The sequence below is a fragment of the Noviherbaspirillum sp. genome, from assembly GCF_035254685.1.
Taxonomy (GTDB): domain Bacteria; phylum Pseudomonadota; class Gammaproteobacteria; order Burkholderiales; family Burkholderiaceae_D; genus Noviherbaspirillum.
Genome location: NZ_DATFAI010000026.1, coordinates 1 through 25269, shown reverse-complemented (window position 1 = coordinate 25269; position 25269 = coordinate 1). Strand labels below are relative to the sequence as shown.

General features: G+C 63.3%; 26 protein-coding genes. 14 read left to right on the top strand and 12 right to left on the bottom strand.

The features are described from left to right. Positions 1 to 27 precede the first annotated feature (27 nt). From VJ698_RS13130 to VJ698_RS13120, 3 genes are all read right to left on the bottom strand, one after another. Positions 28 to 1413 carry a VCBS domain-containing protein gene (locus tag VJ698_RS13130; RefSeq protein ID WP_324103222.1) on the bottom strand — a complete coding sequence of 462 codons (1386 nt, stop codon included), beginning with the start codon at positions 1411 to 1413 and terminating at the stop codon, positions 28 to 30. 196 nt (positions 1414 to 1609) lie between these two features. Then, positions 1610 to 2314, bottom strand: a complete 705-nt coding sequence (locus tag VJ698_RS13125; RefSeq protein ID WP_324103221.1) for a response regulator transcription factor — start codon at positions 2312 to 2314, stop codon at positions 1610 to 1612. A gap of 15 nt (positions 2315 to 2329) precedes the next feature. Next, entirely contained in the window at positions 2330 to 4021 is a 1692-nt protein-coding gene (locus VJ698_RS13120) for a sensor histidine kinase (RefSeq protein ID WP_324103220.1), read from the bottom strand. Positions 4022 to 4231: 210 nt separating this feature from the next. Here VJ698_RS13120 and VJ698_RS13115 point away from each other — a divergent pair, with 210 nt between their 5' ends. Next, complete coding sequence (locus tag VJ698_RS13115) at positions 4232 to 4840, top strand: 5' nucleotidase, NT5C type (protein ID WP_324103219.1); 609 nt, start codon at positions 4232 to 4234, stop codon at positions 4838 to 4840. 372 nt (positions 4841 to 5212) lie between these two features. Continuing rightward, positions 5213 to 5881, top strand: a complete 669-nt coding sequence (locus tag VJ698_RS13110) for a hypothetical protein (protein WP_324103218.1) — start codon at positions 5213 to 5215, stop codon at positions 5879 to 5881. A 168-nt stretch (positions 5882 to 6049) separates the two neighbouring features. On the opposite strand, the gene VJ698_RS13105 is transcribed toward VJ698_RS13110, so the two are convergent. Continuing rightward, positions 6050 to 6922: an alpha/beta fold hydrolase gene (locus tag VJ698_RS13105; protein WP_324103217.1), complete on the bottom strand. Its 873-nt coding sequence runs from the start codon at positions 6920 to 6922 to the stop codon at positions 6050 to 6052. Between the two features lie 519 nt (positions 6923 to 7441). Here VJ698_RS13105 and VJ698_RS13100 point away from each other — a divergent pair. Continuing rightward, positions 7442 to 8482, top strand: coding sequence for a hypothetical protein (locus tag VJ698_RS13100; protein WP_324103216.1), 1041 nt, complete (start codon positions 7442 to 7444; stop codon positions 8480 to 8482). 159 nt (positions 8483 to 8641) lie between these two features. On the opposite strand, the gene VJ698_RS13095 is transcribed toward VJ698_RS13100, so the two are convergent. The 3 genes from VJ698_RS13095 to VJ698_RS13085 all read right to left on the bottom strand — a co-directional run bounded on the left by VJ698_RS13095 (position 8642) and on the right by VJ698_RS13085 (position 10092). Continuing rightward, positions 8642 to 9076 carry a hypothetical protein gene (locus VJ698_RS13095; RefSeq protein WP_324103215.1) on the bottom strand — a complete coding sequence of 145 codons (435 nt, stop codon included), beginning with the start codon at positions 9074 to 9076 and terminating at the stop codon, positions 8642 to 8644. A gap of 113 nt (positions 9077 to 9189) precedes the next feature. Further along, positions 9190 to 9852, bottom strand: coding sequence for an ABC transporter substrate-binding protein (locus VJ698_RS13090; protein ID WP_324103214.1), 663 nt, complete (start codon positions 9850 to 9852; stop codon positions 9190 to 9192). Positions 9853 to 9924: 72 nt separating this feature from the next. Then, positions 9925 to 10092 (bottom strand): hypothetical protein, encoded by a 168-nt coding sequence (locus VJ698_RS13085; protein WP_324103213.1) that lies wholly within the window; start codon positions 10090 to 10092, stop codon positions 9925 to 9927. 107 nt (positions 10093 to 10199) lie between these two features. On the opposite strand from VJ698_RS13085, the gene VJ698_RS13080 reads away from it, so the two are divergent. Then, positions 10200 to 10403 (top strand): hypothetical protein, encoded by a 204-nt coding sequence (locus VJ698_RS13080; protein WP_324103212.1) that lies wholly within the window; start codon positions 10200 to 10202, stop codon positions 10401 to 10403. Positions 10404 to 10474: 71 nt separating this feature from the next. Here the strand turns inward: VJ698_RS13080 and VJ698_RS13075 are convergent, their stop codons facing one another. Further along, positions 10475 to 11122 carry a LysE family transporter gene (locus tag VJ698_RS13075; RefSeq protein WP_324103211.1) on the bottom strand — a complete coding sequence of 216 codons (648 nt, stop codon included), beginning with the start codon at positions 11120 to 11122 and terminating at the stop codon, positions 10475 to 10477. A 262-nt stretch (positions 11123 to 11384) separates the two neighbouring features. Here VJ698_RS13075 and VJ698_RS13070 point away from each other — a divergent pair, with 262 nt between their 5' ends. Then, positions 11385 to 11699: an acyl carrier protein gene (locus VJ698_RS13070; RefSeq protein WP_324103210.1), complete on the top strand. Its 315-nt coding sequence runs from the start codon at positions 11385 to 11387 to the stop codon at positions 11697 to 11699. Next, complete coding sequence (locus VJ698_RS13065) at positions 11693 to 12913, top strand: beta-ketoacyl-[acyl-carrier-protein] synthase family protein (protein WP_324103209.1); 1221 nt, start codon at positions 11693 to 11695, stop codon at positions 12911 to 12913. Before VJ698_RS13070 ends, VJ698_RS13065 begins: the two co-directional genes overlap by 7 nt. A 203-nt stretch (positions 12914 to 13116) precedes the next feature. Here VJ698_RS13065 and VJ698_RS13060 read toward each other — a convergent pair whose 3' ends face one another. Then, entirely contained in the window at positions 13117 to 13386 is a 270-nt protein-coding gene (locus tag VJ698_RS13060) for a hypothetical protein (RefSeq protein WP_324103208.1), read from the bottom strand. Positions 13387 to 13768: 382 nt separating this feature from the next. Here VJ698_RS13060 and VJ698_RS13055 point away from each other — a divergent pair, with 382 nt between their 5' ends. Next, entirely contained in the window at positions 13769 to 15460 is a 1692-nt protein-coding gene (locus VJ698_RS13055; protein ID WP_324103207.1) for a carbamoyltransferase family protein, read from the top strand. An 85-nt stretch (positions 15461 to 15545) separates the two neighbouring features. Continuing rightward, positions 15546 to 16919, top strand: a complete 1374-nt coding sequence (locus VJ698_RS13050; RefSeq protein ID WP_324103206.1) for a N,N-dimethylformamidase beta subunit family domain-containing protein — start codon at positions 15546 to 15548, stop codon at positions 16917 to 16919. 201 nt (positions 16920 to 17120) lie between these two features. Here the strand turns inward: VJ698_RS13050 and VJ698_RS13045 are convergent, their stop codons facing one another. Further along, complete coding sequence (locus VJ698_RS13045) at positions 17121 to 17321, bottom strand: hypothetical protein (RefSeq protein ID WP_324103205.1); 201 nt, start codon at positions 17319 to 17321, stop codon at positions 17121 to 17123. Positions 17322 to 17461: 140 nt separating this feature from the next. On the opposite strand from VJ698_RS13045, the gene VJ698_RS13040 reads away from it, so the two are divergent. The 4 genes from VJ698_RS13040 to lon all read left to right on the top strand — a co-directional run bounded on the left by VJ698_RS13040 (position 17462) and on the right by lon (position 22240). Next, positions 17462 to 18523, top strand: coding sequence for an SRPBCC family protein (locus VJ698_RS13040; protein WP_324103204.1), 1062 nt, complete (start codon positions 17462 to 17464; stop codon positions 18521 to 18523). Between the two features lie 100 nt (positions 18524 to 18623). Next, positions 18624 to 19133: a hemerythrin domain-containing protein gene (locus tag VJ698_RS13035; protein WP_324103203.1), complete on the top strand. Its 510-nt coding sequence runs from the start codon at positions 18624 to 18626 to the stop codon at positions 19131 to 19133. Between the two features lie 177 nt (positions 19134 to 19310). Further along, a complete protein-coding gene (locus VJ698_RS13030) occupies positions 19311 to 19793 on the top strand; it encodes an Hsp20/alpha crystallin family protein (protein WP_324103202.1) in 483 nt (160 codons plus the stop codon). Beyond that, on the top strand, positions 19790 to 22240 hold the full coding sequence (gene lon / locus VJ698_RS13025; RefSeq protein WP_324103201.1) for an endopeptidase La: 2451 nt from the start codon (positions 19790 to 19792) through the stop codon (positions 22238 to 22240). The genes VJ698_RS13030 and lon overlap by 4 nt, the downstream gene beginning before the upstream one ends. Before the next feature lie 177 nt (positions 22241 to 22417). Here lon and phaP read toward each other — a convergent pair whose 3' ends face one another. Together phaP and VJ698_RS13015 are read right to left on the bottom strand one after the other, a co-directional pair. Next, positions 22418 to 23002, bottom strand: coding sequence for a TIGR01841 family phasin (gene phaP, locus VJ698_RS13020; protein WP_324103200.1), 585 nt, complete (start codon positions 23000 to 23002; stop codon positions 22418 to 22420). Between the two features lie 59 nt (positions 23003 to 23061). Then, complete coding sequence (locus tag VJ698_RS13015) at positions 23062 to 23514, bottom strand: hemerythrin family protein (protein ID WP_324103199.1); 453 nt, start codon at positions 23512 to 23514, stop codon at positions 23062 to 23064. Between the two features lie 330 nt (positions 23515 to 23844). Here VJ698_RS13015 and VJ698_RS13010 point away from each other — a divergent pair, with 330 nt between their 5' ends. Next, positions 23845 to 24441 (top strand): hypothetical protein, encoded by a 597-nt coding sequence (locus tag VJ698_RS13010; RefSeq protein WP_324103198.1) that lies wholly within the window; start codon positions 23845 to 23847, stop codon positions 24439 to 24441. 33 nt (positions 24442 to 24474) lie between these two features. Continuing rightward, entirely contained in the window at positions 24475 to 24966 is a 492-nt protein-coding gene (locus VJ698_RS13005; RefSeq protein WP_324103197.1) for a BCAM0308 family protein, read from the top strand. Positions 24967 to 25269: the final 303 nt, after the last annotated feature.

Genomic DNA, 25269 nt, shown 5'->3' with positions numbered 1-25269 from the left:
CAGAATCTACTGTGACGCGATCCCGCCTCAGGCGCTGACGACTTGCGCGTCGGTCAGGCCGGTATAGCCGACCAGAATGATTTCGACCGGCGTGACATCCCTGCCATGGTGGAACTCGAACATTGCGGCACTGGAGTCCGGCGTGCCATTGCCGTCCGTGTCTACGGTGGTGATGGCCGTCAGGTCGAAGTTGTTGGAATAGAGCAGGCGGTCATTCGCATCGAAGTTGACGAAGGTCGCCTTGCCGTTCACGAAGCTGAGGCCATTGTTGACCATGAAGTCCGTGACGGGATTCACGACCGGCGGCACGGGCGGGCTGACCGCTTCGTCTGCCCCGCCGATGTCGACATGAATGGTTTGCGAAGCGGAGCCATCCAGCGAGGTGATCACCAGTTCGTCGGACACGGTTTGTGCGGAGGTCAGTGCCTGGACATTGGCGTCGCCGTTGCGCAGCGTGTAGGTCCATTCGCCGGAGGTGGCGTCGAAGGTGAAGTCGCCATAGGTGCCGGCGAGCGAGGCCGGCGCCTGGAAGGCGGATTGGCCCGCGTCGCGGTCCGCCACTTGCAGCGCGCCTCTCGCGGTCAGCGTGCCGTCTTCGGTCACGCTGCCGTTTGCCGTGCCGCTGATTTCCGCCGTGTCGTTCGCGCCGACCAGGGTGAACGACAGGTTCACCGACGACGACGAGGCGCCGTGTTCGTCGGTCACCTTGACGACGAAGCTGGCGTCGGCGTTTACGCCGGCGGCGAGGGAATCGATCTTGTCAGGGTCGGCAAGGAAGCTGTAGGCGCCGGTTTGCGCATTGAGCGAGAGCGTGCCGTTGTCGGTTGCGCTCACCAGCGTGCCGTCGGCGGCAACGGTGAACGCCACGCCGTCAGCGAAGCCATAGGTCAGCACTGCGCCATGATCGACGTCGGCGCCGGCAAGCGTCCCGGTGACCGCGGCGGGCGCGTCATCGGCAGCGGTATCCAGGATGGAGGCGGCGGCGACGCCGGCCAGTGTCGGGGCATCGTTCAGGCCGGCGATCGACACGGTGGCGGTTGCCGTGCTCAATGCACCGTTCGCCATGCGCACGGTGTAGGTGAAGCTGTCGGTGAAAAACTCGCCGGCGGCCAGGTGCTGCAGCGATGCCTGCAGTCCGCTCGCATCATAGCCGACCGTGCCGTCTGCATGGACGGTGATGCTTGCGCCGCTGGCCAGCACTGCGCTCGTCACGACGGGGAACTGCGACGTCGAGGTGAGGCCGCTCGTGTTCTGCGCCAGCGAATACAGTTTTGCCGCGCCGGGATCGTTGGCGAGGACGTTCAGCGTCGCAAAAGCATGATCCTCGGTGAGGCCGGTCGCTGCCGAGGTGAAAACGTCATCCTTCGCCGCGCCGGTCAGGGTCGCTACTTTTACCGTGGTGTTTGCCGCCATTTATTTTCTCCCTTGATGTTCCGCCCCGTATTCTTTCGCAGGGGACAGTGCCGCAATGTGCATGGGAAACAATGGTACGTTGCCATGTCGACATGCACATGAGCGCCGGCTCCCGTTTTTGGGGCCAGAAATCAACCAGGAGGCACAGGGGAGGAATGGGTGAGTTATCCCATTCCGTATAGGAGAATTGTCCTATTCAGGATTCGACGGGCGGCTGCTGGAACCGGTCCAGTCCGTGACGATGCGCGTAGGCGAACAGCTCCAGGCGGTTGGCGACGCCCAGCTTGTTGTAGATCGAGGTCAGATGGTTGCGCAGGGTGTTGTCGCTGATATGCAAGGCCAGCGCGATATGTTTTGCGGTGCCGCCCGCATTGCCCGCGATATGGGCGACGATCTCGCGCTCGCGGTCGGTGAGCGTTGCGATCTTCTGCTGCTCGGGATCAGGTGCCTTGGCTGGCCCCTGCTGCGCCAGCTCCGCGAAAATCCGGCCGGTTGCGGCGCGGTCGAGCCAGAGCTCGCCCTCATGCACCTTCGCCACCGCACGCAGGATGACTTCGGCCGGTGCTTCTTTCTCCACCACGCCGCGCGCGCCGGCCAGCACGGCCCTGTCGTGCACCGTCTTGTCGCGCAGTCCGGTCAGCACCAGGATTTTAGCCTGCGACCTGGAAAGCAGCCGGGGAATGGCATCCAGTCCGCTTTCGCGACCGAGGTCCATGTCGAGCAGGATCACGTCCGGCGCGGCGGCGTCGAGCCGTTCCAGCGCGACATCGCAGGCGGTCGCGCTGCCCACGGGCTGCATCAGCGGGGCACCGCTCTGGATCAGGCGCTCCAGCCCCCACAAAATGCTGGCGTGATCGTCGATGAGGAAGACCCGGATCGGTCTGGTGTGCGATGGATTCATCGGCTCGGAATGCGCTTACAAGGGGATGGAGACACGAACCACAGTATAACCGTCGCGGTCGCATTCCACCGAGGTGGAACCGCCGAGGGCGTGCGCACGGTCGAAGATCGAGCGCGGCGTGAAGTCCTGCTTATGGTCGCGCGCCTCATTGCCGATGTCGATGACCAGATACCCCCCTTCGCGCTTCATGTGTACGAAGACAGCCTTGGCGGAAGTGTGGCGCAGGATATTGCTCAGGCCCTCGGAAACGATGTGGAAGGCAGTCGACACGAGTCTCCCGTCAAGATGCTCCGCGATCGCGAAATCGAGCGTGACGTCGATGCCGTAGAAACGGCGCAGGCGTTCCGCCTTGTCACGGATCGCCTTGAGCAGGAATTCGCCGGGCATCGAGGACGGCTCCCTGAAGCTTGCCGCATAGTTGCGCAGGTCACGAATGGTCATGCCGGCCATGTCGGCCAGTTCGGACAGGCGAGGGGCGAGCGGATTGCGCTGGCCCGCTTCGCGCTGCAACGCGTCGAGCGCCAGCTTGAGCCCGATGTAAGGCTGGATCGTCGTATCGTGCAGGTCGCGCGAAATCCTGGCGCGCTCCTGGTCCGATGCGCGCGAGATGAGCTCTTCCATCAGCGTGATGTTTTCGATCACGGTCGCGATGGCGGCGGCGGCCTGGACCAGAAATTCAATGTCCGACTGGCCGAAACCGTTCGAACCGCCCGCCACGAACAGCCGCCCGCTCGTGCCGTCGCGCTGCGCGTAAGGCACGCTGACGAAGTCGGGTTCGTCGAGCAGGTTGGCCAGCGCCGCGCATTCTTCCCGATGCCTTGTCGACTGCACGCCGGACGCGGTGTCGCAGCTGGCGTGGCCGCGCCAGCGTCGCCACCATGAGCCGTCCTGCGAGTGGAAGAATGCGGCAAGCATCGTCGGCAGGGACAGCAGGGGCGCGCTGGCCTTGTCGATCAGTGTGACCGGCATCGATGAACCCATCGGCTTTTCGCGCAGGCTGCGGTACATCACATGGCAGGGCGAACCCGGGCGCTTGAGGATCAGTATGCAGGACGCGGCGTCGTAGAAGTTCCGCAGCCGGTCGAGGTTCATGCGCAGCGCATGATCGACCCCGAAGCGCGGGCTCCAGGCATTGTTGATTTCGTTCAGCAAGGCCAGCCGCCGCTTGAGCAGCCATTCATGGCCGCCCCAGTAGGAAATCATGGTGCCGAATACGAACAGGTAAACGCCACGGATCAGCGCCTGGTTGAGCTCGAAGTCGGCTTCATGCGTCATCACGGAACCGACCGCGAGAAACGCCGCCAGCGACACCGCTGACACCAGGGCGCCCTCGCGGAATCCCCAGCTGAATGAGGCGGCCAGGATCGAAAACAGGAAGAAATTGAAGAAGATGCTGCTGGTGCCGTCGGTCAGCGCGACCAGGCACACATAAAAGAACACGTCCACCCAATGCAGCACCTTGTGCGGCTGCGGCCAGCCGGAACGCGACGCGCGCAGTGCGAGAAGCGCGCCGTACAGGCAGTACACGCCCAGCGCCAACCGGGTCTGGTCCACCCATTGCCGCGGCTCGGCCGCGTCGATCCATACGATGGCAAGCGCCGAGAAGGCGAGCGCGCAGCGCATCAGCATCAGCATGCGCGCATCGACCGCGGCGGCGAGACGATGCGCGCCGTGGTGACCGGTGGATGACGCAGGTGTGGACGGCATGGGTGTCGGGCGTGGGCGCGGCTTGATGCGAGGATGGCATCATCTTATCCCACTGCTGACGTTTTCCGGAAGAGAGCGCCGCCGCCGTGAAGGGCCGTGATCCGTTTTGCAACAAGCGTCGCAATCGCGGCAAACCGGCCCGGCGCAAGCGGGCGCACGGTCTGCTATGATTTTCTTCCGCCTCGAGAAAATTTCCGGAAGCATCCATCCATGGCATCATCCCGCAAACCTGTCATCGCCCTCGACGGCGATGGCGTGCTCGTCGATTACCACCAGGCCTACCGCGCAGCATGGGCGAAGGCCTTCGGCACCATCCCCGCCGTTCGCGATCCCCAGGCCTACTGGCCGATGGACCGTTTTGAAGTGCATCGTCTCAGCGGCGACGAACTGGAGCAGTTCCGACGCTGCTTCGACGAAGACTACTGGTCATCGATCCCCGCGATTCCCGGCGCCGTCGAGGCCTGCCATGCGCTGGCCGATGCCGGCTATGAACTCGTGTGCGTGTCGGCCATCCGCGCGCAGCACCAGCAGGCGCGCTTGCGCAATTTGCGCGAGTGCGGCTTTCCGATCGAGCGCGTGATTGCGACTTCGCACAACGACACCGGTGCCAGCCCGAAGGCTGCCGCCTTGCGCGAGCTGCAGCCGCTTGCATTCGTGGATGATTACCTGCCTTACCTGCGCGGCATTCCCGGCGAGATCCACGCCGCGCTCATCCTGCGCGAGCCGAACGGCAGCCCGAATGTCGGCGACGAACTGGCCTTCGCCCATTCGCAGCACGCCAACCTCGCCGGCTTTGCATCGTGGTGGCTGAACAGATAACTCACTTCGATCGATTGCATCGATAAGCTTGAGGTGAGGACGCGTCGCCGCCTCGCGCGTTCATTACAAGCATTCATTACACACATCCATTCTTCGCGGGATCGAAAGTGCCGCTCCGCTGCATTGCTGCGCAGGAGCGGTGCTGATCCGGATCAGCAGCAGCGAATTCAAGCGGTACACCATCTTCAGCGCTGCCTATAGTGATGCGGGGTTGCTGCGTTTGCCGGTCCTGCGTTGCGGGCCGGCTTTTTTCGCCCATGCCGCATGTCAGTGTCCGCTTGCCATGCACTGGCGCCGGCCGCGGCCGTGCGGTGTCGGCGGGCATCCTCCCTTCCTGATCGTTGAACCTTTCTCACGAGGAGTAACGTCGATATGAAAACTACATGCAAGAATCCAACTGCTGCTGACGCATTCATTCCCCGCCTGCCGTCGATGCTTCGTCGCGCAGGCATGGCCGTGCTGGCGACCGCTGCTCTCGCGAGTGCAAGCGCATCGGCGAACGCCAACAACGGGCCGGCAACCTTCGAGATGGTGCGTTCGCCCGGCATCGTGAATGCGGGCTGCCTGCCGAACGCGACGGCGACCGTTTCCATCCTTCCGCAAGGGCCGGTGGAAGTGATGTCGGTTTCTGCCAGGGGATTGCCGCCACGGACCGATTTCGATTTCTTCGTGCTGCAGGTCCCGAATGCACCATTCGGCCTGTCGTGGTATCAGGGCGACATCGAGACCGACGCGCAGGGTAACGGACATGGGATTTTCATCGGCCGCTTCAACGAGGAAACCTTCATCGTTGCGCCCGGCTCCGCGGCAGCGCCCTCCGTGCATAACGATGCTTTCCCCGATGCGACGACCAATCCGCCCACCGGCCCGGTGCACACCTTCCACCTCGGCCTATGGTTCAACTCGCCGCAGGATGCCACCGCCGCCGGTTGCCCGGGCGCGACCACGCCCTTCAATGGCGAACACAATGCGGGCGTGCAGGTGCTCAACACCAGCCAGTTCCCGAACGATGCTGGGCCGCTGCGCAATGTGAAGCCGTGAGCTCGGCCCCAAGCTGAGCCATAAGCTGAGTCGTAAGCTGTTTAGCGGCGGAAGGCGTGCTCCCGGCCGGAGCGGTCATGCCCGTTCGTCAGCCGTCATCAGACAGGCACTATCCGGGGCAAGACTGCGCAACAGAACGCGTCTGCTCCTGTTGAAAGAAACCACTTCTCACGCGGCGTTCTGCGCCAGCGCCAGGCGTGTTTCCAGCCATGCGAGCAGCGTGGCGAAAATCTCTCCGCGGTTGATCTCGTTGAAATTCTCGTGATAGTTGTCCGGATAAAAATGATAGTCGAGCAGTTCCGGACTGACTGTCTTCAGCATCGCTTCCACGGCGCCTGCATCCGCCAGCTTGTCGTTGCCCGCTACGACAGCGAACATCGGATAAGGCCACGCCGAGAGTTTCCCTGCCAGGCCGGCCTGCGCCTGCTGCAGCGCGTGGGCGAAACGGAAGCTCACCTCGGTGGCGCGAATGTTGTCGCGCTCATCAGAATGGTGCCGCGCGGTGATGGCGCTGTCGTGGGTCAGCACGTCGGTGAGTGAAGCCAGCGGCACTTTCGCTCGCGGGAAAAGTTTCGCCAGCACGGCGGACAGTGACACCAATAGAGGCGGTACCTTGATCGCATTCACGTAGTACGGCGAGGAGACGATGAAGCCCTTGATGTCGCGGTCGCGCGGAAACCGTTCCAGCCCGAGCCAGGTACTGATTAGCGCGCCCATCGAGTGGCCCATCACAAAGATCGGCAGGCCCGGGTAGTTGCGCTTCACCCATTTCAGGAACAGTTCGCCGTCGTCGAGGAAGGTGTCGAAGCCGGGGATGTCGACGCGCCTTTTGCGGTCATGCCCGCACATGTCGTAACTCACCGTGGCGAAGCCGCGTTCGCGGAAATACAGGGCCGGCGTGACGTAGTCACCGGCGTGCGCCATGCCGCCGTGCAGTGCCAGGATGACTGCCCGTGGCTGCTTCGGCTCCCAGATGTGGATGGGACGTTCTACCTGGTCGCTGCACTTGAGCGCCGCCAGCCTGTCTTCGGAAAATCTCATCGGCTTACTCCGGATGGGTTCTTCAAGGCCGCAACACATCGGAACGCGGCCACCTGGCCGCACGATACCAGAACGCCGGGACGCGAAGTCGAAAACTCTGTCGCGGCTGCTTGACTCGCGAAGCCAAATACCGGGCCGTGCAAGCAAGGCCGGGCTGGACTTGACCCGTTGTTGCACATCAAAGACGTTTCACTTCGGCATGGCAGCCCGGAAAAAATCGCCTGTAATTGTTGAATAGAGAGTACGTGGCCGCATTGGCCTGCCGGCAAGACATGGAGCAGGCCACGCAGGTCGGGGGACAGGCTGCCAAGGTATTTCGTTGGGCGAAGGAAATTCGCAAGCCGGAATTTGTCCGCGGGGTGTCGTCTTCCCCGGCTCCGACTGCCGATGGCATGCCTCCTGATTGCACAGGAGTATCACGATGCCGGCATTCGCCATTTTGACCAGCGGAACTGCGACGCAGGAAGCGCCTGCGTTCCCGCTTGTCGCTCGTCCCATCTGAACCATGGAGTCTCACCTATGAAACCCTCGTTCCCGAAAACCTCTTCCCTGTTGCTGTCGATCGGTTCTGCACTCCTGCTTGCGGCATGCGGCGGCGGCGGGGGCAGCGGATCTTCCCCGGTTTCGCCGACGGCACTGTCGACGATCACCAGCGCCAATGCGCCCGATGTGGCGGCGCAGGCTTATGCCGCGTCCAGCGCCATCAATGACACGGCAATCACCGGCGGCACGGCCGGTGCCACGATTGCCACCGGTGTCGTGGTGCAGGACAGTCCTGGCATCGGCTTCATCGACGCCACGCTCCAGCACATGTATCGCGCGCTTGCAGTGAAGCCGGCGAACATGGTGGTGGGCGTGATGGGCACGAACACCGTCAACTGCACTGGCGGCGGCACGATGACCGGCTCCTACAACATGATGAATACGAACATGGTCTCGAACGGCGACACCATGACGATCACCAGCAACAACTGCATGGAAGACATGGTGCGCATCAACGGCACCATCACGATCAGCTTCAGCAATCTTGCCGGCATGCCTTCCGCGACGAGCCAGTGGAGCGCGACGATGCGCATGAACTTCACTAATTTCGCTGTCACGGAGAACAGCATCACCGACACGGCGAACGGCGACATCAGCCTCGGCTTCGTCCAGGATAACGTCGGCACGCGCAGTTTCACCATGAGCGGAAATACGCTGCAGATGAGCACGACACGGTCAGGCACGACGGTGATGCGCACCTTGTCGAACTATGATTATTCGGCTTCCGAGACGGCGGCCGGCTTGTACACCTATCGCTGCAACTACACGATGTCAGGTGACATGCCGCGCCTTGGCAGCAATGTCTCGTATACCGTGCAGACCATGACGCCTTTCCGGCAGCAGGGCACGAGCTATCCGAACCAGGGGGTGATGAAGGTAACCGCCACGGACAACACCAGCCTGACCTTCACGGTGCTTGACAGCGCCAGCGTGCAGATCGCCATTGACCGCAATGGCGACGGCACGATCGATGAGACGATGACGAAGACCTGGGTCGAACTGACCAGCCTGATCTGATGCGCAGCAGGTGTTGGTTGTCCACGGAAGACACGGAAAGCACGGAAACGGGCAAGATCTTTTGTTTGTTCCGTGCGTTCCGTGTCTTCCGTGGACATCAATTTCTGCGCCTGGAAGAACCCTTCCGCTCTTTGTCCACGAGAGCGAAATGCAGAAGCCCTATGGCTTCCCGTTCGGCGTTGCCGGCGGCAAGGTGATCTCCCTGTATTCCCGGTAAATGCCGCCCTCTGACACGCTGCCCCTGGTCTCGCCTTCGTTGCGCGCGCGGCGCCGGCATACGTCCTGTTCTTCGGCGGGCAACGCATCGCAGCGGGCGAGCGCATTCTTGTCGTAATTGGGCTGGTCGCCATTGAGCTGGCCATGCCGCGCCTCGGCGCGTGCGGCGGCGGCTTCTCGCAGGCAGGCTTCGCGGTCCTGGCTCGGCGGCGCTTTCTCGCAGGCCGCGCGTTCGGCCTGGTAGCGCGCTTCGATGTCGGATGGCTTCTTGTCTTGGGCAAGCGCGCCGGCCGGGGACAGGCCGGCTGCAAGAATGGCGATGAAAAGGGATGTCAGAATGGGAGGCTTTTTGTGCCGTCCTCGGATTGCATTGAACATGTGGTTCTCCATGAAGCGGGGCGCGTGCGGCTACATGTCTTCATGGTAGGCCAGGGTGGTGCAGGTGGGAACGGCACGGCATTGATTCAGGACAGGTTCGCGCCGCTTCCGTGTCACGACGCCGCCTTGGCTCCCTCGTCCGCATGTTCCGCCAGGCTGCGGTTCTTTTCCGCGAGGGTGCGGATCAGGCCGTCGATCCCACCCTTGCCGATTTCCGCCGCAAAGTTTTCCTTGTAGGTCTGGACCAGCCAGACGCCGAGCACATTCACGTCGTAGACCTTCCAGCCGTCCGGCGTCTTGTACAGCCGATAACTGACCTGGACCGGATCGGCGCGGCGCGGCTGGATCACTTCAAAGCGCACTTCCACATCGTTGTCGGCCGGGTCGGCACGCAGGGGCTTGAAGACCACCTTCTGGTCGCCGACCTGCGACAGCGCGCCGGCGTAGGTGTACATCAGCAGCGCGCGGAATTCATCGGTCAGCTGCTGCTTTTGCTGCGGCGTCGCCTCACGCCAGTAGCGGCCGACCGTCAGCGCGGTGGTGCGCTGGAAGTCGACATGCGGCAGGATCATGGTCTCGACCAGCTCGTGGATGCGCTTGCGGTTGCCGGCCTTGATTTCCTTGTCGCTTTTCGCGGTGTCCAGCACCTGCATCGTGATGCGCTTGACCAGCACGTCCGGCGCTTCCGGGGCTTCCTGATTGGGCGCGGGGCTGGCGAAGGCGAGCGAGCCAAAGGCCAGGCTGGCGAGCAGAAGCAGTTTAGTGAGCAGCTTCATCAGGGATCTCTTTCAAACGATCGGAACATGACCCCTGACAACTTCTTCGCTGAAAAGTTTTATGCGGCGGGATCAGGCGTCGACAGCCGGCGAAGGAATGGTTGACTGGCTAGCGGCGGACAGCGCAACCGGGCGCACTTGCCGCATTCCATTGTACTCGCGGGAGTTCGGATTGCCCGCCATGCCGGGCGTCACGATCGTCTGGCGATGTCCTGGATCAAGCAAATCGATGTATCCCATGAATATGGGATACATTGCTGCAATAATGTGAGTTTTAATTCCGTACGGCAACTTTTGCCCAATTTTTCCAGCCCTGCTCGTATCGCAAAGGGGCAAGGGAGGTCAGGATGGCAAGCTACTACGTGAACCGGCAGCCGGAATCCAACGGCGATCACGAAGTGCATCGGGAAGACTGTTCCCGCTTGCCGTCCGCCGAACACAGGGAGTTCCTCGGGGATTTCGTCTCCTGCTACGGCGCGATGGCGGAAGCCTTGCGCTCGTATCCGACGGCGAATGGCTGCGCGGAGTGTTCCGCACAATGCTGTTCATGAGGCCGGCCGCGCGCCACCCACACTTGGTGCCGGACGAGGTGCGAACAAACACCGCGAAAGCCTCGGATTGATCAGGTGGAAGGACTGCGCTTGACGAAGAACAGCGCCGCGCCGACCGCCATCAGGACGCTGCCGAAGAACATGTTCTGCTTTTTTACGGCGTGCGCATTGCGGAAGTAACGCTGCATGGAAGACGCCGCAAACGCATAGCCGTGCATCACGCACAGGTCGACTGCGCACATTGTCATGGCCAGGATCAGCAGTTGCGGCAGCAGAGGCGCGTTGTGCGTGATGAACTGCGGCAGCACCGCCACCATGAAAATGATGCCCTTGGGGTTGGTGGCATTGGTCAGGAAACCGGTCAGCATGCGCTTGCGCAGTTGCGGCACCTCGGTGCGCATCAGATTGTGTGCGGGCTGGTCCGTGTGCATCTGCACCTTGGCACGCCACTGGCTGAAGCCGAGGTAGATCAGGTAGAGCGCGCCGATCGTCTTGACCACGCTGAAAGCGACCTCCGACGCGATCAGGATCGAGCCGACCCCGGCGCCGGCGATGAACAGCACCAGCAGCAGGCCGAGTTGCAGGCCGAGGATGGTGCCGGTGGTCTTCTTGACGCCGTAGGACAGGCCGTGCGACATGGACAGCACCGCGCCCGATCCGGGAGAAATCGCGATCAGGCAGGCAGCGACGAAGAACGTGAACCAGGTGGCGAAGCTCATGCGTATTCCTTGTTTCCAAAAAGAGGATTATGCAGCTTCGCGCACGACTTTGCCGGCCTGCTGCGATCTTTCCAAGTTGCTGCGATCTTGACCCGGCAGACCAATGCTTGACCCCGCGGGCCAAAGCGTGTTGCCGCGGCAAATAGCTTGTCGCCGATCAAGGATGGTGAGGGTTGCGATGATATTTTCTGCAAAGGAAGTGTTTCGCCCGATCCGAAACCGCCTGAATCCTTCACCCGCAAACAATAATCCCGGAGACACCATGCAACTCGCCAACATCAAGGAACGCATCGCCACCTGCCTGGAAAAAAACCTCGACACCGACCGCCAGAAACTGCTGTCCGATACCCCGTTCACCGACCTCGACTACGATTCGCTGACCATGGCCGAAATCATCTTCATGCTGGAAGATGAATTCAATGTGAAGTTCGACAACGTCAGCAGCAACGACTACCCCACCAACCTGACCGACCTCGCGAAACAGATCCAGCAACTGCTGCCCTCCGGAGCCGAGGTATCCACCGCATCCACTGTTCCGGTCGGAACCATGCTGCAGCCCGGGGCGCAACAATGCTGAGGCAGGGACGGCGCGTTGCCGTCACCGGCATCGGCCTGATGACCTGCGTCGGCGAGACGCCGGAGACCTTTTTCCGGAATGTGATGGAAGGTGTTTCCGGCATCACTGCATCGCCCAGGCTCGCGCCTGCGCACAAGGTCGGCTGCATCGCCTTCGATGCCAGTCGGCACTTCACCAAGATCCAGTTGCTGTCGATCGACCGCGTGTCGCAGATGGCGATGGTGGTCGCCGACCGTGCGCTCGAGGACGCCCGCCTGAAGCTGGAGGACACCTCGCGCTGTGGCGTGTTCCTCGGCACCGGCATGGGCGGCACCGAAAGCCTGGAAAACGCCTATTGGAATTTTTTCAAGGCCGAGCAGAAAAAACGCCTTTTGACCGTGCCCCTGGCGATGAACCATGCGCCCGCCTCGCAGATTGCGATGCGGCATGGCATCCACGGCGAGTGCCAGACCTTTTCCGCGGCTTGCTCCTCGTCATCGATTGCCATCGGCGACGCCTACCGGCGCATCAAGGACGGCTACCTCGACACGGTGCTCGCGGGCGGCGCGGAATGCATGCTCACGCCCGGCGCGCTCAATGAATGGCAGTCGCTGCAGGTGCTGGCCAGCGCGCAGGGAGATCCTTCGACCGGCTGCCGACCCTTCAGCAAGGATCGCAGCGGCTTCCATATCTCGGAAGGCGCCTGCATCGTGGTGCTGGAGGAAATGGAAGGCGCACTGCGGCGCGGGGCGTGCATCCTGGCGGAGATCGTCGGCTACGGCGTGGCCAACGACGCCTCGCACATCACCAAGCCGGATGAAGCAGGACAGGGCAGGGCGATCGAGGCGGCGCTGCGCGACGCGGGCATCGAACCGGGCGACATCGATTACATCAATGCGCACGGCACGGCGACCGCAGTAGGCGATGTGGTGGAGACGCGCTCGATCAAGCGCGTGTTCGGTGAGCGGGCGCATGCGATCCCGGTTTCCTCGACCAAGTCCTCGCATGGCCATGCGATCGGCGCGACGGGCGCGATCGAATTCGCCGCGTCGGTGCTGGCCCTGCAGCACAAGGCCGTGCCGCCCACCGCATTCTGGCAGGAACGCGATCCGGATTGCGACCTGGATTATGTGCCGGGCAAGGGGCGCGCCGTAGACGGCCTGAAGACCGTCATGTCGAATTCCTTCGCCTTCGGCGGCAACAACGCGGTGCTGGTGGCACGCGCTGTGGCCTGAGGGCTTGGAGGCGGAAGAGCTGATTCAGGAAGCAATCATTCTTGTCCACGAAAAACACAAAAAACACAAAAATCAAAAAGAATCATTTCGTGTGTTTCGTGTTTTTCGTGGACATTCACAGTGCTCCAGAAACAGCAAAGGCCAGGCGTGCTGCCATTACGGCAAGCACACCTGGCCTTTTCGGTCTTGCGCCTACAGCCTTGCTACTTCGCAGCCACTGCCTGCTGCGTTTCCTGCGGCGGTACCGGAAGCGGCGCTTCCGGCGTGTCGCTGCCCGTCTTGCCTGTAGTCTTCGGCGATGGAACCGAAGAGTACTTTGCGAGCTTCTTTTCCAGGCTGTTTGCGATGCGACTCAATACACGCAGTCTCGAGTGGCCGGTGTAATCGTCCAGCAACTTGACATGGGTTGATTCTTCGAGCGCGGAAATCTCTGCACGAACCTTGCGCAGCCTCCATTCGTAAAACCACTTCATCGCTTCCATCCTGTCCTATTGAAAAATTGGCCTTGCAGGTTGTAGACAGGAAAGCTGATTTTTTGTTCCATGCGGAAAGAGGATTTCGAGAGGCATTGAAGCAAGACAACAAACGTAGACCGACAAGCGGTCACGGAATGGGCGGCGCCGGCGACGCTTCGTGGCCCGGAATTTGCATAAGGCTCGAACGGTTCGTGCATTTGCAGCCCGATGCGGAAGGCAAGTTTTCAGTTGGACACGATGACGGCGTCCCGGATGCCAGCAGCGGGGCGATGGCACTCGGCACCGGCGATGGCGAAAACAGGCACGACGGGTGCGCAGGGGAAGTTCCGGAAATGCATGGCAGGCAATACACTGAATTCGAACAAGAAAGGAAATCACGATGAGCGACGCACCCCGGATCCTCGGTATCAACCGCACGCAGGACGCGAGCATTTGCCTGATGCAGGGATCGCACCTGGCATGGGCGATCCAGAAGGAGCGGCTCACGCGCCAGAAGCACCATTGGGGCCGGCTCGGCGATCTCCGCGACATCTATGTGCCGCGGCTGCCCGGCCTCGACCAACCGCTCGATGTACTGGTCGAGTGCTATTCCTCCGATGCCGAGATCGACAAGCTCGCCGACTACGAGAAGGAGCTGAGTGAGACGCTCAGGCTCTCGCCCGGTTGCCGGCGTGCGCGCATCTCGCATCATCTCGCGCATCTCTACAGCGTGTTCCATCCCTCGCCGTTCGACGAAGCGGCGGTGATGATCATCGACGGGCAGGGCAGTCCGATGTCCGAGCTGACCGAGCAGTGGAGCGGCGCCGCCAGCGTGCCCGGCGACTGGCGCGAGATTTCTTCCTTCTACTGTGCCGACCGGCGGCATGTCGAATGCATCGACAAGCAGCTCTGGGACCGCAACGAGGAGCGCCTGGTCGGACTCGGCATGTTCTACTTCCTGCTGACGCATGCCATCTTTCCCGGCCAGGGCAACGAAGGCAAGGTGATGGGCCTGGCGCCGCACGGCGATCCGGATGCGCTCGGCCTGCCGCCGCTGGAGGTCAACGGCGCGCAAGTGACGATTCCCGCGCGCTGGTTCGAGATCCTGCACGAGCGCGGCCGCTTCCGCTATGTGAATGGATCGAGCGACGACAAGGCGCGCTTCGCCGACATCGCCAACCTGGCCGCAGCAGGACAGCGCGCGTTCGAGGAAGCGGTGCTCGAAGTCGCCCGCTGGCTGCATGCGCAGACCGGCGTGGAAAACCTCTGCTTTGCCGGCGGCACCGGCCTCAATTGCTCCACCAACGACCGCCTGCTGCGCGAGACGCCGTTCCGGCGCGTGTTCATTCCGCCGGCGCCGAGCGATGCAGGCACCGCACTCGGCTGCGCCATCTATGGCATCACCGAGTTGCTCGGACAGCCCTGCGCGTGGCGCTGGGAAAACGATTATCTCGGGCCGCAGCCGCGCATGACGGACATCGAAGCGGCGCTGCAGGGCGCGGACGACCTGATCGTGGAGCGCATCGACAGGCAGGAGGAACTGTGCGCCCGCGTGGTCGATCTGCTGTGCGCCACCAAGGTCGTTGCGCTCTATCAGGGCGGCAGCGAATTCGGGCCGCGCGCGCTCGGGCATCGCAGCATCCTCGGCGATCCGCGGCATGGCCATGTGCGCGACTGGATCAATGCGAAGGTGAAGGAGCGCGAGTGGTTCCGGCCGCTGGCGCCCATCGTGCTGCTCGAACGCGCCGAAGAGTTTTTCGACATCTTCCGGCCATCGCCCTTCATGCAGTTTGCCGCGCCCGTGCGCCCGCAGGCGGCGCAGATCATCCCGGCCGTCACGCATGTGGATTGCACCGCGCGGCTGCAGACGGTGAGCGAACAGGACGATCCGCTGCTGCGCGCCTTGCTGCAGGCATTCGAGGCGCGCACCGGCGTGCCGGTGCTGCTCAACACCTCCTTCAATCGCAAGGAAGAACCGATCGTCGAGACGCCGGCAGAGGCGCTGGAATCCTTCCGCCGCACGCCGATGCATGCGCTGGCGATGCCGCCCTTCCTGGTGCGCAAGCGCGTCGAACCCGAAGCGGTGAGCTGACCAGCACCGAGCTGACAAAGGCAGGCTGCGCATCAGGCGCCCTGCGCTTTCTCCCGCAAGCAGACACGCCTTCCAGGAGGCATCCATGATCCAGGGCTATCCCTCCCGCGCCAGCGTCGCCCCAGGCGAGCGGCTCGTGCTGCACATCGCCACCGACGCGCCCCGCTTTCGCGTGGCCTTCTACCGCTGGGGCGACGGCCCGGTGCCGATGCGGGAGACGCGCTGGCTCGACGGCCACCACGCAGCACCGCGCGGCGCCGCCGAGGATTGGCAATGGCCGGCGTATGAATTCGACATCCCGCGCGACTGGCCCTCTGCCGTCTATCTCGCGCATCTCGAAGAGCCGGGCGGCATACCGTTCGATCTCGCCATGACCAGCGCGGCCGCCCTGTTCGTCGTGCGTGGCGACGGCGGCAGCGAGGGACGCAGGGAGGGAAGCGGCAGGCTGCTCTACAAGATCCCGCTCGCCACCTATCACGCCTACAACTACACCGGCGGCGGCTGCTTCTATGTCAACCAGCCGCGCTCGCAGGAACCGCCGGGCACGCGTGTGTCGCTGCACCGGCCGGGTGGCGGCATCGGCGGCGAGACCTGGGGCGCGCTTGATTATTACGACATGAGTTCGCCGCGCCAGACCTTCGCGCACTGGGACGCGCGCTTCATCCGCTGGCTGCTGCAGAACGGCTATGCGCCGGAATTCTGCACCGACTTCGACATCCACCACGATCCGGCACTCTGCAGTCGCTACCGGCTGCTACTCTGCGTCGGCCATGATGAATACTGGAGTGAGGCGACGCGCAATCACGTGGAAGCATTCGTCGCGCAGGGCGGCAACGTCGCGTTCTTCGGCGCCAACCTGTGCTGGTGGCGCATCCACCTGGTCGACGATGGCGCGGCCATGGTCTGCCACCAGGGCGGGCCGCGCGGCGCGTTCGATCACTGGTGGCCAACGACTGGTGCGAACCGGCCCGAAGATGCGCTCACCGGTGTGAGCTACCGGCATGGCGGCGGCTGGTGGGATGGCCCGCGCGAGACAGAGGGCTATGTGGTGCAGGAGTCGGGACATTGGGCTTTCGCGGGAACCGGCCTGCGCACGGGAGAAGCCTTCGGCATGGATACCACGCCGCCGCTGGTCGGCTACGAGTGCGACGGCGCGCCACTGGCGCACTTCGACAGGGCCGGCGGCATCATGCTTTCATCGGAGGCGCAGCGCTGCGGCACGCCGCCCGCTCTCCAGGTGCTGGCCGCCGGCCTGCTCGACAGCGGCTGGCAGGAGCGCCCGCCGCGCGAGATGCACGCGGCAAACGAAGGCATCCACAGCGCGACCATGGGCGTGTTCACGCGCAAGGGCACCGTGTTTACTGCCGGAACAACAGACTGGGCGCAGGTGCTGGCGAGCGGGCAGGACGCGCGCGTGGGCATCATCACCCGCAACGTGATCGAACACCTGCTACGCTAGAAGATTGAACATGCAGGGCGCGCCACGTACACCCTGCATCATGACGCAATAATTTTGTCCACGGAAAACACGGAAAACACGGAACACACAAGAATCCAATGAATTTCCGTGTTTTCTGTGTTTTCCGTGGACACCCATAACGTTCCCGCCAGCGCCCACCTGTGGCGCGCAAGACGAAATCAAACCGGCACACCGCTAATGCTAATGCCGCGTCGCCCCCGGCTCATCCTCCAGGAACAACCGATAGCGGCCTTGAGCATCCGGGCCGGCGAAAGACTTCGCCACGTATTGCCGGTTGTCCATTTCAAACGGCTCGCCTGCCGGCGGCATGTGAGTCAGCTTGCGCATGCCCAGCTCGGTCTGCCTGCCGTCGGGCTGGCGGTAAATGATCTCCACATCCATGGCTTGCTCCGATAGAGACAAGTAGAGCGCAAATCGTGCGGACAGTTCAGTCTGGCGAATTGCGCAACTTGTCGCGCGACTTGCGCTCTCAGGTCTCATCAGCGGGCTTTTGCGAGCCGCGCAAGTGAAGGAGATTCATCATGGCAACCGTACAGCAATCCATCGACATCCAGCGTCCGCTGCATGCCGTCTACGACCTCCTGACGCACTTCGAGGACTATCCGGAATTCATGGAGGAAGTGGAAAACGTGCAAAGGCTCGATGACAGCCATCTGCACTGGACAACGCGCATGGCCAACCGCAGCGTGGATTGGGATGCGGAGATCACGGCGCAGGAGCCGGACCGCTGCATCGCCTGGCGCAATACCAGCGGCCCGACCAGTTCCGGCCGGGTGGAACTGCAGGAAGCAGGATCACAGGCCTCGCACGTCACCATCACGCTGGAATCGGAACCGCAGCAGGTCCCGGGATCGATGGCCGGGGAGAACGAGAGCGAGATGGCGCGGCGCCTGAAAATGGACCTGGCGCGCATGAAGGATTTCATCGAAGCACGCGGATCGGAATCCGAGGCGTGGCGCAGCGAAGAATACGGCGCCCCGATCACGACCTCGCCGGCGGAAGGCGAACGTGGCGCGCCGCGCAATGCGCCTATCCCCACCTCCAGCTATGCGGCCGGCTCGGAAGGCTGGATCGGCGAGGAAGACAGCAGCGCGCCGGTCAGGACGGCTCCCGCTGCCGCGCAACGCAACGCCACGGAGCAGCGCAATGACTCCGCCGGTTCGCCGGCCTCTGATATGACGGGAAAGACGAGGGACCCCGGCAGCACCGCCGCCCTCCAGGCGCAACCTGAACGCGACACGCAGCCCGGCGCCAGCGGCAATGCGGCAGTCGGAGGCACTGCCGCGGCGGTCGGCGCCGCAGGCGGTACGGAAGCGTCTGCGGGTGCCGCGATGGCGGGCGGCCCGCAGCTCGGCGGCGTACAAGCCGGATCGGGCGCCGTGACTGGCCAGGGCAACTCCGGCCCCGTGACCGGCGCCGCCACTGCGGGCGGTACCGGCCTCGGCTCCGCGGAGCAGGATGCCGGCGCCGAGGACACGCGCACCGTCCCGCGCGCCGATGCGGCAAAGGCCGATCGCGGCGCGCCCGGCATCAGGAAGACGGGCGATAAGACGGGAAATAGCGGAAGCATGGACAAGCGCTGAAGCAGCGGCCATACAGGATGCAACGAAAGGAGAGAGCAATGCAGATCGTTTCTGAAGTCATGACGCGCAAGCAGCGCTGAAGGGGGGAAGGAGCGGAAACATGGATATCGATGCCACCAGGACACGCGGCCGCGGTGAATTCCCGACCGACCGGCCGATGGATGTGCTCAAGGCTGACCACCAGCTGACGAGACAATTGTTCGACCGCTATTTCCAGGCGCGGGATGCGGACGAGAAAAAGGATGCCGGTACGCACATCGTGCTGCTGCTGGAGATGCATACCTCGATCGAGGAAGGTGTTTTCTATCCCAGGGTGCGCGGCGTCGATCCGGCACTCGTGGATCACTGCGAGCAGGACCATGAGCAGGCTCGCCAGTGGATCGAGCGGCTGAAGATAATGGATGAGAGCGATCCGCAGGCTGAGCAGCTGTTCCGCCAGTTGGCGGATGCCATCCTGAAACATATCGACGTCGAAGAGCAGCAGCTTTTTCCGAAGGTGCAGCAGGCCGGGCTCGACATGGGCGAGATCGGGCTTGAAATGCAGTCGCTGGAAACCCGCATGATCGCCGACCGCCAGCACAAGCCCATGGCGCCCGGTCTGCGCCAATGACCCCCTTCCACCCGTTCAGGCAATGCCGCGGCGCAAGACAGTTTGCGCCGTTCGGCATTCCTGCCATATAGCCCTCATACAGCGCGGCGAGGGTAGAAAAAGTTTGATCCAAAGCATTCAGGGCGCTTTGCTCCTTGTGGGACACTTGACGACAGGCACCCGCATCCTGCGGGAGAGATGCTTCACTCACCACGGCTGACCGGCAGCCCGCTGCGCGGTCGGCGGAGAGTCCGTGCCATGTCGCGCGATCCGTTCAAACTGATGTGGGCCGAAGCCCTGGACATGCTGGACCGGGCCAACCGTCTGCAGCGCCGCTTTTTCCAGCCCGGCAGCCAGTCCGGCGGTCCCTGGTGGGAGCCGCCGATGGATATCTTCGAATCGGAACACGAGCTCCATATCCTCATCGCCCTGCCGGGCGTGGAGCCGGATTCGCTGGTCCTGCTCATCGATGGCGGCACGCTGCTGGTGTCCGCGGAACGGCCGATGAGTTCCGCCGCCGGCGCGCTGCTGCGCAGGCTGGAAATCCCCTATGGACGCTTCGAGCGTCATATCGATCTGCCACCGGGCCTGTTCGAGCTCGGCGAGCGCAACTGGGCGAACGGCTGCCTGAAGCTGACCTTGCGCAAGCTGAAAGCGCACCATCCAACGGGTGAACCATGAACATTGAAGACCGAGCAGGCAACCTGATACGCGTGATCGCGGATTCCGACCTCGCCCCCGTCCTCACAGGAACGGCGCGCATCGGACAGGACAACCAGAAGCCGGCATACGACTTGCCGGCCGATGTGCTGCACATCGTCCCCGTGCGCAACCTCGTGCTGTTCCCCGGCCTGGTCATGCCGATCACGGTCGGGCGCGAAATGAGCATCGCGGCCGCGCAGGAGGCGGCCCGCGCGGCGCGGCAGATCGGCGTGCTGCTGCAGCGCGACGCCGGCGCCGATACGCCCGGCCGCGACCAGCTCTATGAAATCGGAACGGCGGCCACTATCCTGCGCTACATCACCACGCCGGATGGTTCGCATCATGTCGTGTGCCAGGGCGAGCAGCGTTTTCGCGTGCTGGAGTTCATTCCCGGTTATCCCTTCCTCGCGGCGCGCGTGGAGCGCATCGTCGACCTGGACACCGACGGCTCGGATGTCGAGGCGCGCGTGCTGCAGCTCAAGGAAAAACTGTCGGAAGCCGTAAGCCTGATGCCGCAGGTGCCGGAGGAAATGATCAGCGTGATCCAGAACGTCACCTCGGCCGCCGCGCTGGCGGACCTCACTGCCGGTCTGATGGACCTGAAGCCGGCGGACAAGCAGGACGTGCTGGAAACCGTCGACCTGCAGGCGCGGCTCGACAAGGTGCTCGTGCTGGTGGGACATCGCATCGAGGTGCTGCGCCTGCGGCGCGACATCGACCAGCAGACCAGCGAGCGCATTACCGACCGGCAGCGCGAGATCCTGCTGCGCGAGCAACTGGAAACCATCCAGCAGCAGCTGGGCGAAGGCGGCGGCGAAAACAGCGAAGTGCAGCAGCTGCAGGAAGCCGTCGCGAAGGCGGGCATGCCGGCTGAAGCGGAAGAACATGCGGTCAAGGAACTCAAGCGGCTGGAGCGCATGCATGAAGCATCGGGCGAATATTCCATCCTGCTCACCTATCTCGAATGGATGAGCGAGCTGCCGTGGTCGAAGGAAACCGAAGACCGCATCGACATCACCGAAGCGCGCCGCATTCTCGACGAAGACCACTTCGGCCTGGAGAAGATCAAGCGCCGCATCCTCGAATACCTCGCCGTGCACAAGCTCAGGCCGCACGGCAAGAGCCCGATCCTGTGTTTCGCCGGTCCGCCCGGCGTCGGCAAGACCTCGCTCGGCCAGAGCATTGCGCGCGCCACCGGGCGCAAGTTCGCACGTATCAGCCTGGGCGGCGTGCATGACGAAGCCGAGATCCGCGGCCATCGCCGCACCTACATGGGCGCGCTGCCGGGCAACATCATCCAGGCGGTGCGCAAGGCGGGTTCGCGCAATTGCGTGCTGATGCTCGATGAAGTGGACAAGCTGAGCATCGGCGTGCATGGCGATCCTTCCGCCGCGCTGCTGGAAGTGCTCGACCCCGAACAGAACGTGAGCTTCCGCGACAACTACCTCGGCGTGCCCTTCGACCTGTCGCGCGTGATGTTCATCTGCACCGCGAACATGCTCGACACCATTCCCGGCCCGCTGCGCGACCGCATGGAAGTGATTTCGCTTCCCGGCTACACCGAAGAGGAAAAGGCGCAGATCGCGCGTCGCTATCTCGTGCGGCGGCAGCTGGAAGCCAACGGCCTGACGCCGGAACAGTGCGAGCTGACCGACGCCGCCCTGCACGGCGTCATCGAGCACTACACGCGCGAGGCCGGCGTGCGCAACCTGGAGCGCGAGATCGGCAGCCTGCTGCGGCATGCCGCGGTGCGCATCGCGGAAGGCAGCATGCAGCATGTGCGCATCGACGAACCCGACCTGCATGCCATCCTCGGCGCATCGCGCTTCGAAGGCGAGGTCGCCATGCGCACCAGCGTGCCGGGCGTCGCGACCGGCCTCGCATGGACGCCGGTGGGTGGCGACATCCTGTTCATCGAAGCGAGCCGCAGTGCAGGAAGCGGACGGCTCATCCTGACCGGCCAGTTGGGCGACGTGATGAAGGAAAGCGCGCAGGCCGCGCTCAGCCTGCTGCGCGCGCATGCAGCGGATTACGGCATCGCCGTGGAGCTGTTCGACAAGAGCGACATCCATGTGCACGTGCCCGCAGGCGCGACGCCGAAAGACGGGCCGAGCGCCGGCGTGGCAATGTTCATCGCGCTGCTGTCACTGGTGACGGACAAGGCGGTGCGCAGCGACTGCGCCATGACCGGCGAGATCAGCCTGCGCGGCCTGGTGCTGCCGGTGGGCGGCATCAAGGAGAAGGTGCTGGCGGCGCTGCGCGCGGGCATCCGCACGGTGCTCCTGCCCGCGCGCAACAAGGGCGACCTTGAAGACATTCCGGAAGAAGCGCGCCGCAAGCTGGAATTCGTCTGGCTCGCGACGGTGGATGATGCCGTGCGCGCCGCCGTGCCGGAGGTGGCGGCGGCGCTTGCCGGACAGGAGTGAGGATGGAGGTTCAGCGGCTGGCACGACTGCATCGCCAGCCATCTCCACGTCGTTCCCTTCTCCTTGCCTGAGTTTGCCCATCTCTTGATGTTTCCTGGCGAGAGCCAAAACATCATTCACAAGACATGGGTCATCCTCTTCCCATTTGCAGGGGGAAGGAGCTGCTCCTCGACGACCCTAATGGGCGGCCCGGCCGTGGCTCGCCTGCTTCGCGCGCTTCGGCGCCTTGGCCGCCGGATGGATCGCGGCCTCGGTGCCTGCGAACAGGCCGTTCCGCATTGCGTCCGCCGCCTGCTCGGTGGTTTTCACCCATTGTCCGTAGCGCGATGCGGCGCTGCCGATGGCCGATTTCATGAACTCCATCGAACTGCCCGCCGGAATGGCATTGGCGATGTCGCCGAACAGCTTGATGGTCTCATGGCTGGCCTCGTCGATCTGTTGTTCCACCAGCCTTGCGATATCGGCGCTGACGCCGAGCGCGATGTGTGCGGCTTCACGGCTGTAGTTCAGCGCATCACCGATTTCCGGACGCGAGCCGGCCGCCACGGTCCAGAACGGCGTGCCCGGTTTTGCCGGCGACAGCAGCCTGTGCGCGGCCTCCGACGAGGAGGCAAGGTTTTGCCTGATGGCGGCCATGTTCAGGTCGGCCAGCTTCATGAATCCTTCGAGCGCCTTGCCGTTCAGCTTCGACCACAGGTCGAGCTGTGCTTGCAGTTGCGCTCGCGTCGCCGCCGAAATCTGGTCCTGGGTAGGTATGAGCATGTGAGTTCTCCTTGACTATCGATTCGCAGGAATATCGCGAGCAAAAGCAGGCGTTGCGTTTAGCGTCCGGTTTGGGGCGGGGAAGGGGAATCGGTGCGGGAAGCCTGCAGCGCGCTGTCTTCGGCATCATTCAGATCGATCGCCACGGCCAGGGCCAGGTCCATCGTCGACAGGTGCAGGCGGAACCATTGCTGCAGGAATTCGACTGCACCGCGGCCCGTCGCAAGGTCGCCTTCCATCACCCGCGACGCCGCATGGTGCATGCCGCCCAATACCCGCGCATGCTGTTCGCTGTGAGCCTGCACGCCGGGAAAGCCGATTGCTTCCATCAGCTCTTCCTCTTCCCGGAAGTCGCGCTCCATGCTCGCGATCAGCGCATGGAAGCCGGCGGCGAAGCGATCGTCGGGGGCGGACGCCAGGCGGTTAAGTTCCGCCACAAATGCCCTGTGCGCATTGTCCATGGCGGGCACACCCAATGCCATCTCGGACGACCATCCCTGTTCTTCCATCATTGCTCCGGAAAATGAGCCCGCGCCGCGGTGCCACGCGAGCATTAATCAATCTAGGTCACCTTCGCTCCCAAGTCAGGGTGGCATTTTGACCCGTGTCAATGAACCAATGAATTTCGCGCTGCACTCGTGGTGACGAGTCGCGCGTTGAATGCGCTGGTTTTCCCGCCGAAAAGCAGCGCGGGAAATCCTGCAGACGAATCCGGAATTCATTGACCCGAGTCAAGCGGCCCGGGTGCTTTGACAAGGGTCTTCATGTACGCTGGATAGTTGCTGTCGCGGCGCATGCGGCGTGCTGCGGACAGGGGAGGGAAGCGCTGCGGGGAATGCCGAATGCTGACCATTACCTATTCCATCATCGTCCTGTCGAAAGAGCAGCAGAATGCGCGGCGCATCGTCGCCGCACTCGAACGGTCGCTGTACAGCGGGCAGTGGAACGACCGCCGGGACATTAACCTGGCCTGGCTCGAACGCGTCTTCAACCGGCTCATGCACGTGAACCGCTTCTGTCATGAGCGCAAGGTCGAGCTCTATCTTGAGCCGGTAGTGCACAACATCTCATGCGGTGATCACGCCATGTTCGACCGGCTCGATTCGCTCAACGCCAGTTCATCGCGCATCCTCCGCCACGCCTGCCAGCAGGCGCAACGCATCCTGGAAGGCAGCGAGACGGGCGCGGACACGCTCGTCTCGGCCATCGAGCTGTACTGCGCACAGCTTCAGGAGCGCTTCTCGCTGGAGGAAAGCGAACTGCTTCCCGCCGCCTACCGCCTGCTCACGCAGGAAGAATGGTTCCGGATCGCCGCGCACTGCCTGCTGGGTCCGGGCAAGGGCAAGGGCAAGGGCGGGAAGGACAGGAAGGGCCGGCAAACCTGCTTCTATGGCATTTCCGGCACCGGGCAGCGCGAGCGTCTGCGCTATGCCCAGTGAAGCGCCGCACACGCAGCCAGCAGGGAGTACATCATGAACACCGCGCCATCGACCCGATCAGCCTCGCAGTCCGGACAGCGTTTCGAGATGCCGGGCGATGACGATTCTCTCGCAGGCATGTTATCCGGCACCGCTGTCTGTGAAGCCTGCGGTGCCGTTCATCGCGAAGGGCACTGGCAATGGGCCATTGCGCCGGCAGGCGCGCAAGCCGTCCTCTGCCCGGCCTGCCGGAGGATGGAGGGGAAGCAGGCGGCAGGGCACATCACGATCGACGGCGGGTTCGCATGCGAGCACCGCGACGAGATCATCCATCTGATCCGCCACATCGAGATGCATGAGAAAGCCGAACATCCGATGCAAAGGATCATCTCCTGCTGCATCGACGACGGCAGGCTCCTGATCGACACTACCGAAGCACAGCTCGCGTGCGCCATCGGTGAAGCGCTTGAGCGGACGTATCAGGGTGAACTCTGGTTGCGCCACGTGAAGCCAGGAGAGCTGGTGCGCCTGCACTGGCAGCGCTGAGGCGGTTGCTCGCTTTCCGGTCGGGCAAGTCGCAGTCTTCCTTTCTTCCTTCGAGTTGAATTTGCGCGAGAGCCGGTGTGTACGGTCGCGGGGTTTGGTTTGAGCTTTTTGTTTTTCTCTTCTCTTCGGTGGCCCGATACGGGCGGTTCTCCGTGGGTGCTAGCCGGGACTGGCCCCGGCGGGCCACTCACTTTTCTTGCTTCGCCAAGAAAAGTAAGCAAAAGAAGGCGACCCCAGGACGCTGCCCCTTCGGGGTGCCCGAAAGAGCGAGGCGCAAAGCGGGAAGCGAAACAAACTCGCCTG

Bases quoted from the DNA above. Each gene is read 5' to 3' on its own strand.
- VJ698_RS13130 (WP_324103222.1), bottom strand. From the start codon at position 1,413: ATGGCGGCAAACACCACGGTAAAAGTAGCGACCCTGACCGGCGCGGCG.
- VJ698_RS13125 (WP_324103221.1), bottom strand. From the start codon at position 2,314: ATGAATCCATCGCACACCAGACCGATCCGGGTCTTCCTCATCGACGAT.
- VJ698_RS13120 (WP_324103220.1), bottom strand. From the start codon at position 4,021: ATGCCGTCCACACCTGCGTCATCCACCGGTCACCACGGCGCGCATCGT.
- VJ698_RS13115 (WP_324103219.1), top strand. From the start codon at position 4,232: ATGGCATCATCCCGCAAACCTGTCATCGCCCTCGACGGCGATGGCGTG.
- VJ698_RS13110 (WP_324103218.1), top strand. From the start codon at position 5,213: ATGAAAACTACATGCAAGAATCCAACTGCTGCTGACGCATTCATTCCC.
- VJ698_RS13105 (WP_324103217.1), bottom strand. From the start codon at position 6,922: ATGAGATTTTCCGAAGACAGGCTGGCGGCGCTCAAGTGCAGCGACCAG.
- VJ698_RS13100 (WP_324103216.1), top strand. From the start codon at position 7,442: ATGAAACCCTCGTTCCCGAAAACCTCTTCCCTGTTGCTGTCGATCGGT.
- VJ698_RS13095 (WP_324103215.1), bottom strand. From the start codon at position 9,076: ATGTTCAATGCAATCCGAGGACGGCACAAAAAGCCTCCCATTCTGACA.
- VJ698_RS13090 (WP_324103214.1), bottom strand. From the start codon at position 9,852: ATGAAGCTGCTCACTAAACTGCTTCTGCTCGCCAGCCTGGCCTTTGGC.
- VJ698_RS13085 (WP_324103213.1), bottom strand. From the start codon at position 10,092: ATGGGATACATCGATTTGCTTGATCCAGGACATCGCCAGACGATCGTG.
- VJ698_RS13080 (WP_324103212.1), top strand. From the start codon at position 10,200: ATGGCAAGCTACTACGTGAACCGGCAGCCGGAATCCAACGGCGATCAC.
- VJ698_RS13075 (WP_324103211.1), bottom strand. From the start codon at position 11,122: ATGAGCTTCGCCACCTGGTTCACGTTCTTCGTCGCTGCCTGCCTGATC.
- VJ698_RS13070 (WP_324103210.1), top strand. From the start codon at position 11,385: ATGCAACTCGCCAACATCAAGGAACGCATCGCCACCTGCCTGGAAAAA.
- VJ698_RS13065 (WP_324103209.1), top strand. From the start codon at position 11,693: ATGCTGAGGCAGGGACGGCGCGTTGCCGTCACCGGCATCGGCCTGATG.
- VJ698_RS13060 (WP_324103208.1), bottom strand. From the start codon at position 13,386: ATGAAGTGGTTTTACGAATGGAGGCTGCGCAAGGTTCGTGCAGAGATT.
- VJ698_RS13055 (WP_324103207.1), top strand. From the start codon at position 13,769: ATGAGCGACGCACCCCGGATCCTCGGTATCAACCGCACGCAGGACGCG.
- VJ698_RS13050 (WP_324103206.1), top strand. From the start codon at position 15,546: ATGATCCAGGGCTATCCCTCCCGCGCCAGCGTCGCCCCAGGCGAGCGG.
- VJ698_RS13045 (WP_324103205.1), bottom strand. From the start codon at position 17,321: ATGGATGTGGAGATCATTTACCGCCAGCCCGACGGCAGGCAGACCGAG.
- VJ698_RS13040 (WP_324103204.1), top strand. From the start codon at position 17,462: ATGGCAACCGTACAGCAATCCATCGACATCCAGCGTCCGCTGCATGCC.
- VJ698_RS13035 (WP_324103203.1), top strand. From the start codon at position 18,624: ATGGATATCGATGCCACCAGGACACGCGGCCGCGGTGAATTCCCGACC.
- VJ698_RS13030 (WP_324103202.1), top strand. From the start codon at position 19,311: ATGCTTCACTCACCACGGCTGACCGGCAGCCCGCTGCGCGGTCGGCGG.
- lon (WP_324103201.1), top strand. From the start codon at position 19,790: ATGAACATTGAAGACCGAGCAGGCAACCTGATACGCGTGATCGCGGAT.
- phaP (WP_324103200.1), bottom strand. From the start codon at position 23,002: ATGCTCATACCTACCCAGGACCAGATTTCGGCGGCGACGCGAGCGCAA.
- VJ698_RS13015 (WP_324103199.1), bottom strand. From the start codon at position 23,514: ATGATGGAAGAACAGGGATGGTCGTCCGAGATGGCATTGGGTGTGCCC.
- VJ698_RS13010 (WP_324103198.1), top strand. From the start codon at position 23,845: ATGCTGACCATTACCTATTCCATCATCGTCCTGTCGAAAGAGCAGCAG.
- VJ698_RS13005 (WP_324103197.1), top strand. From the start codon at position 24,475: ATGAACACCGCGCCATCGACCCGATCAGCCTCGCAGTCCGGACAGCGT.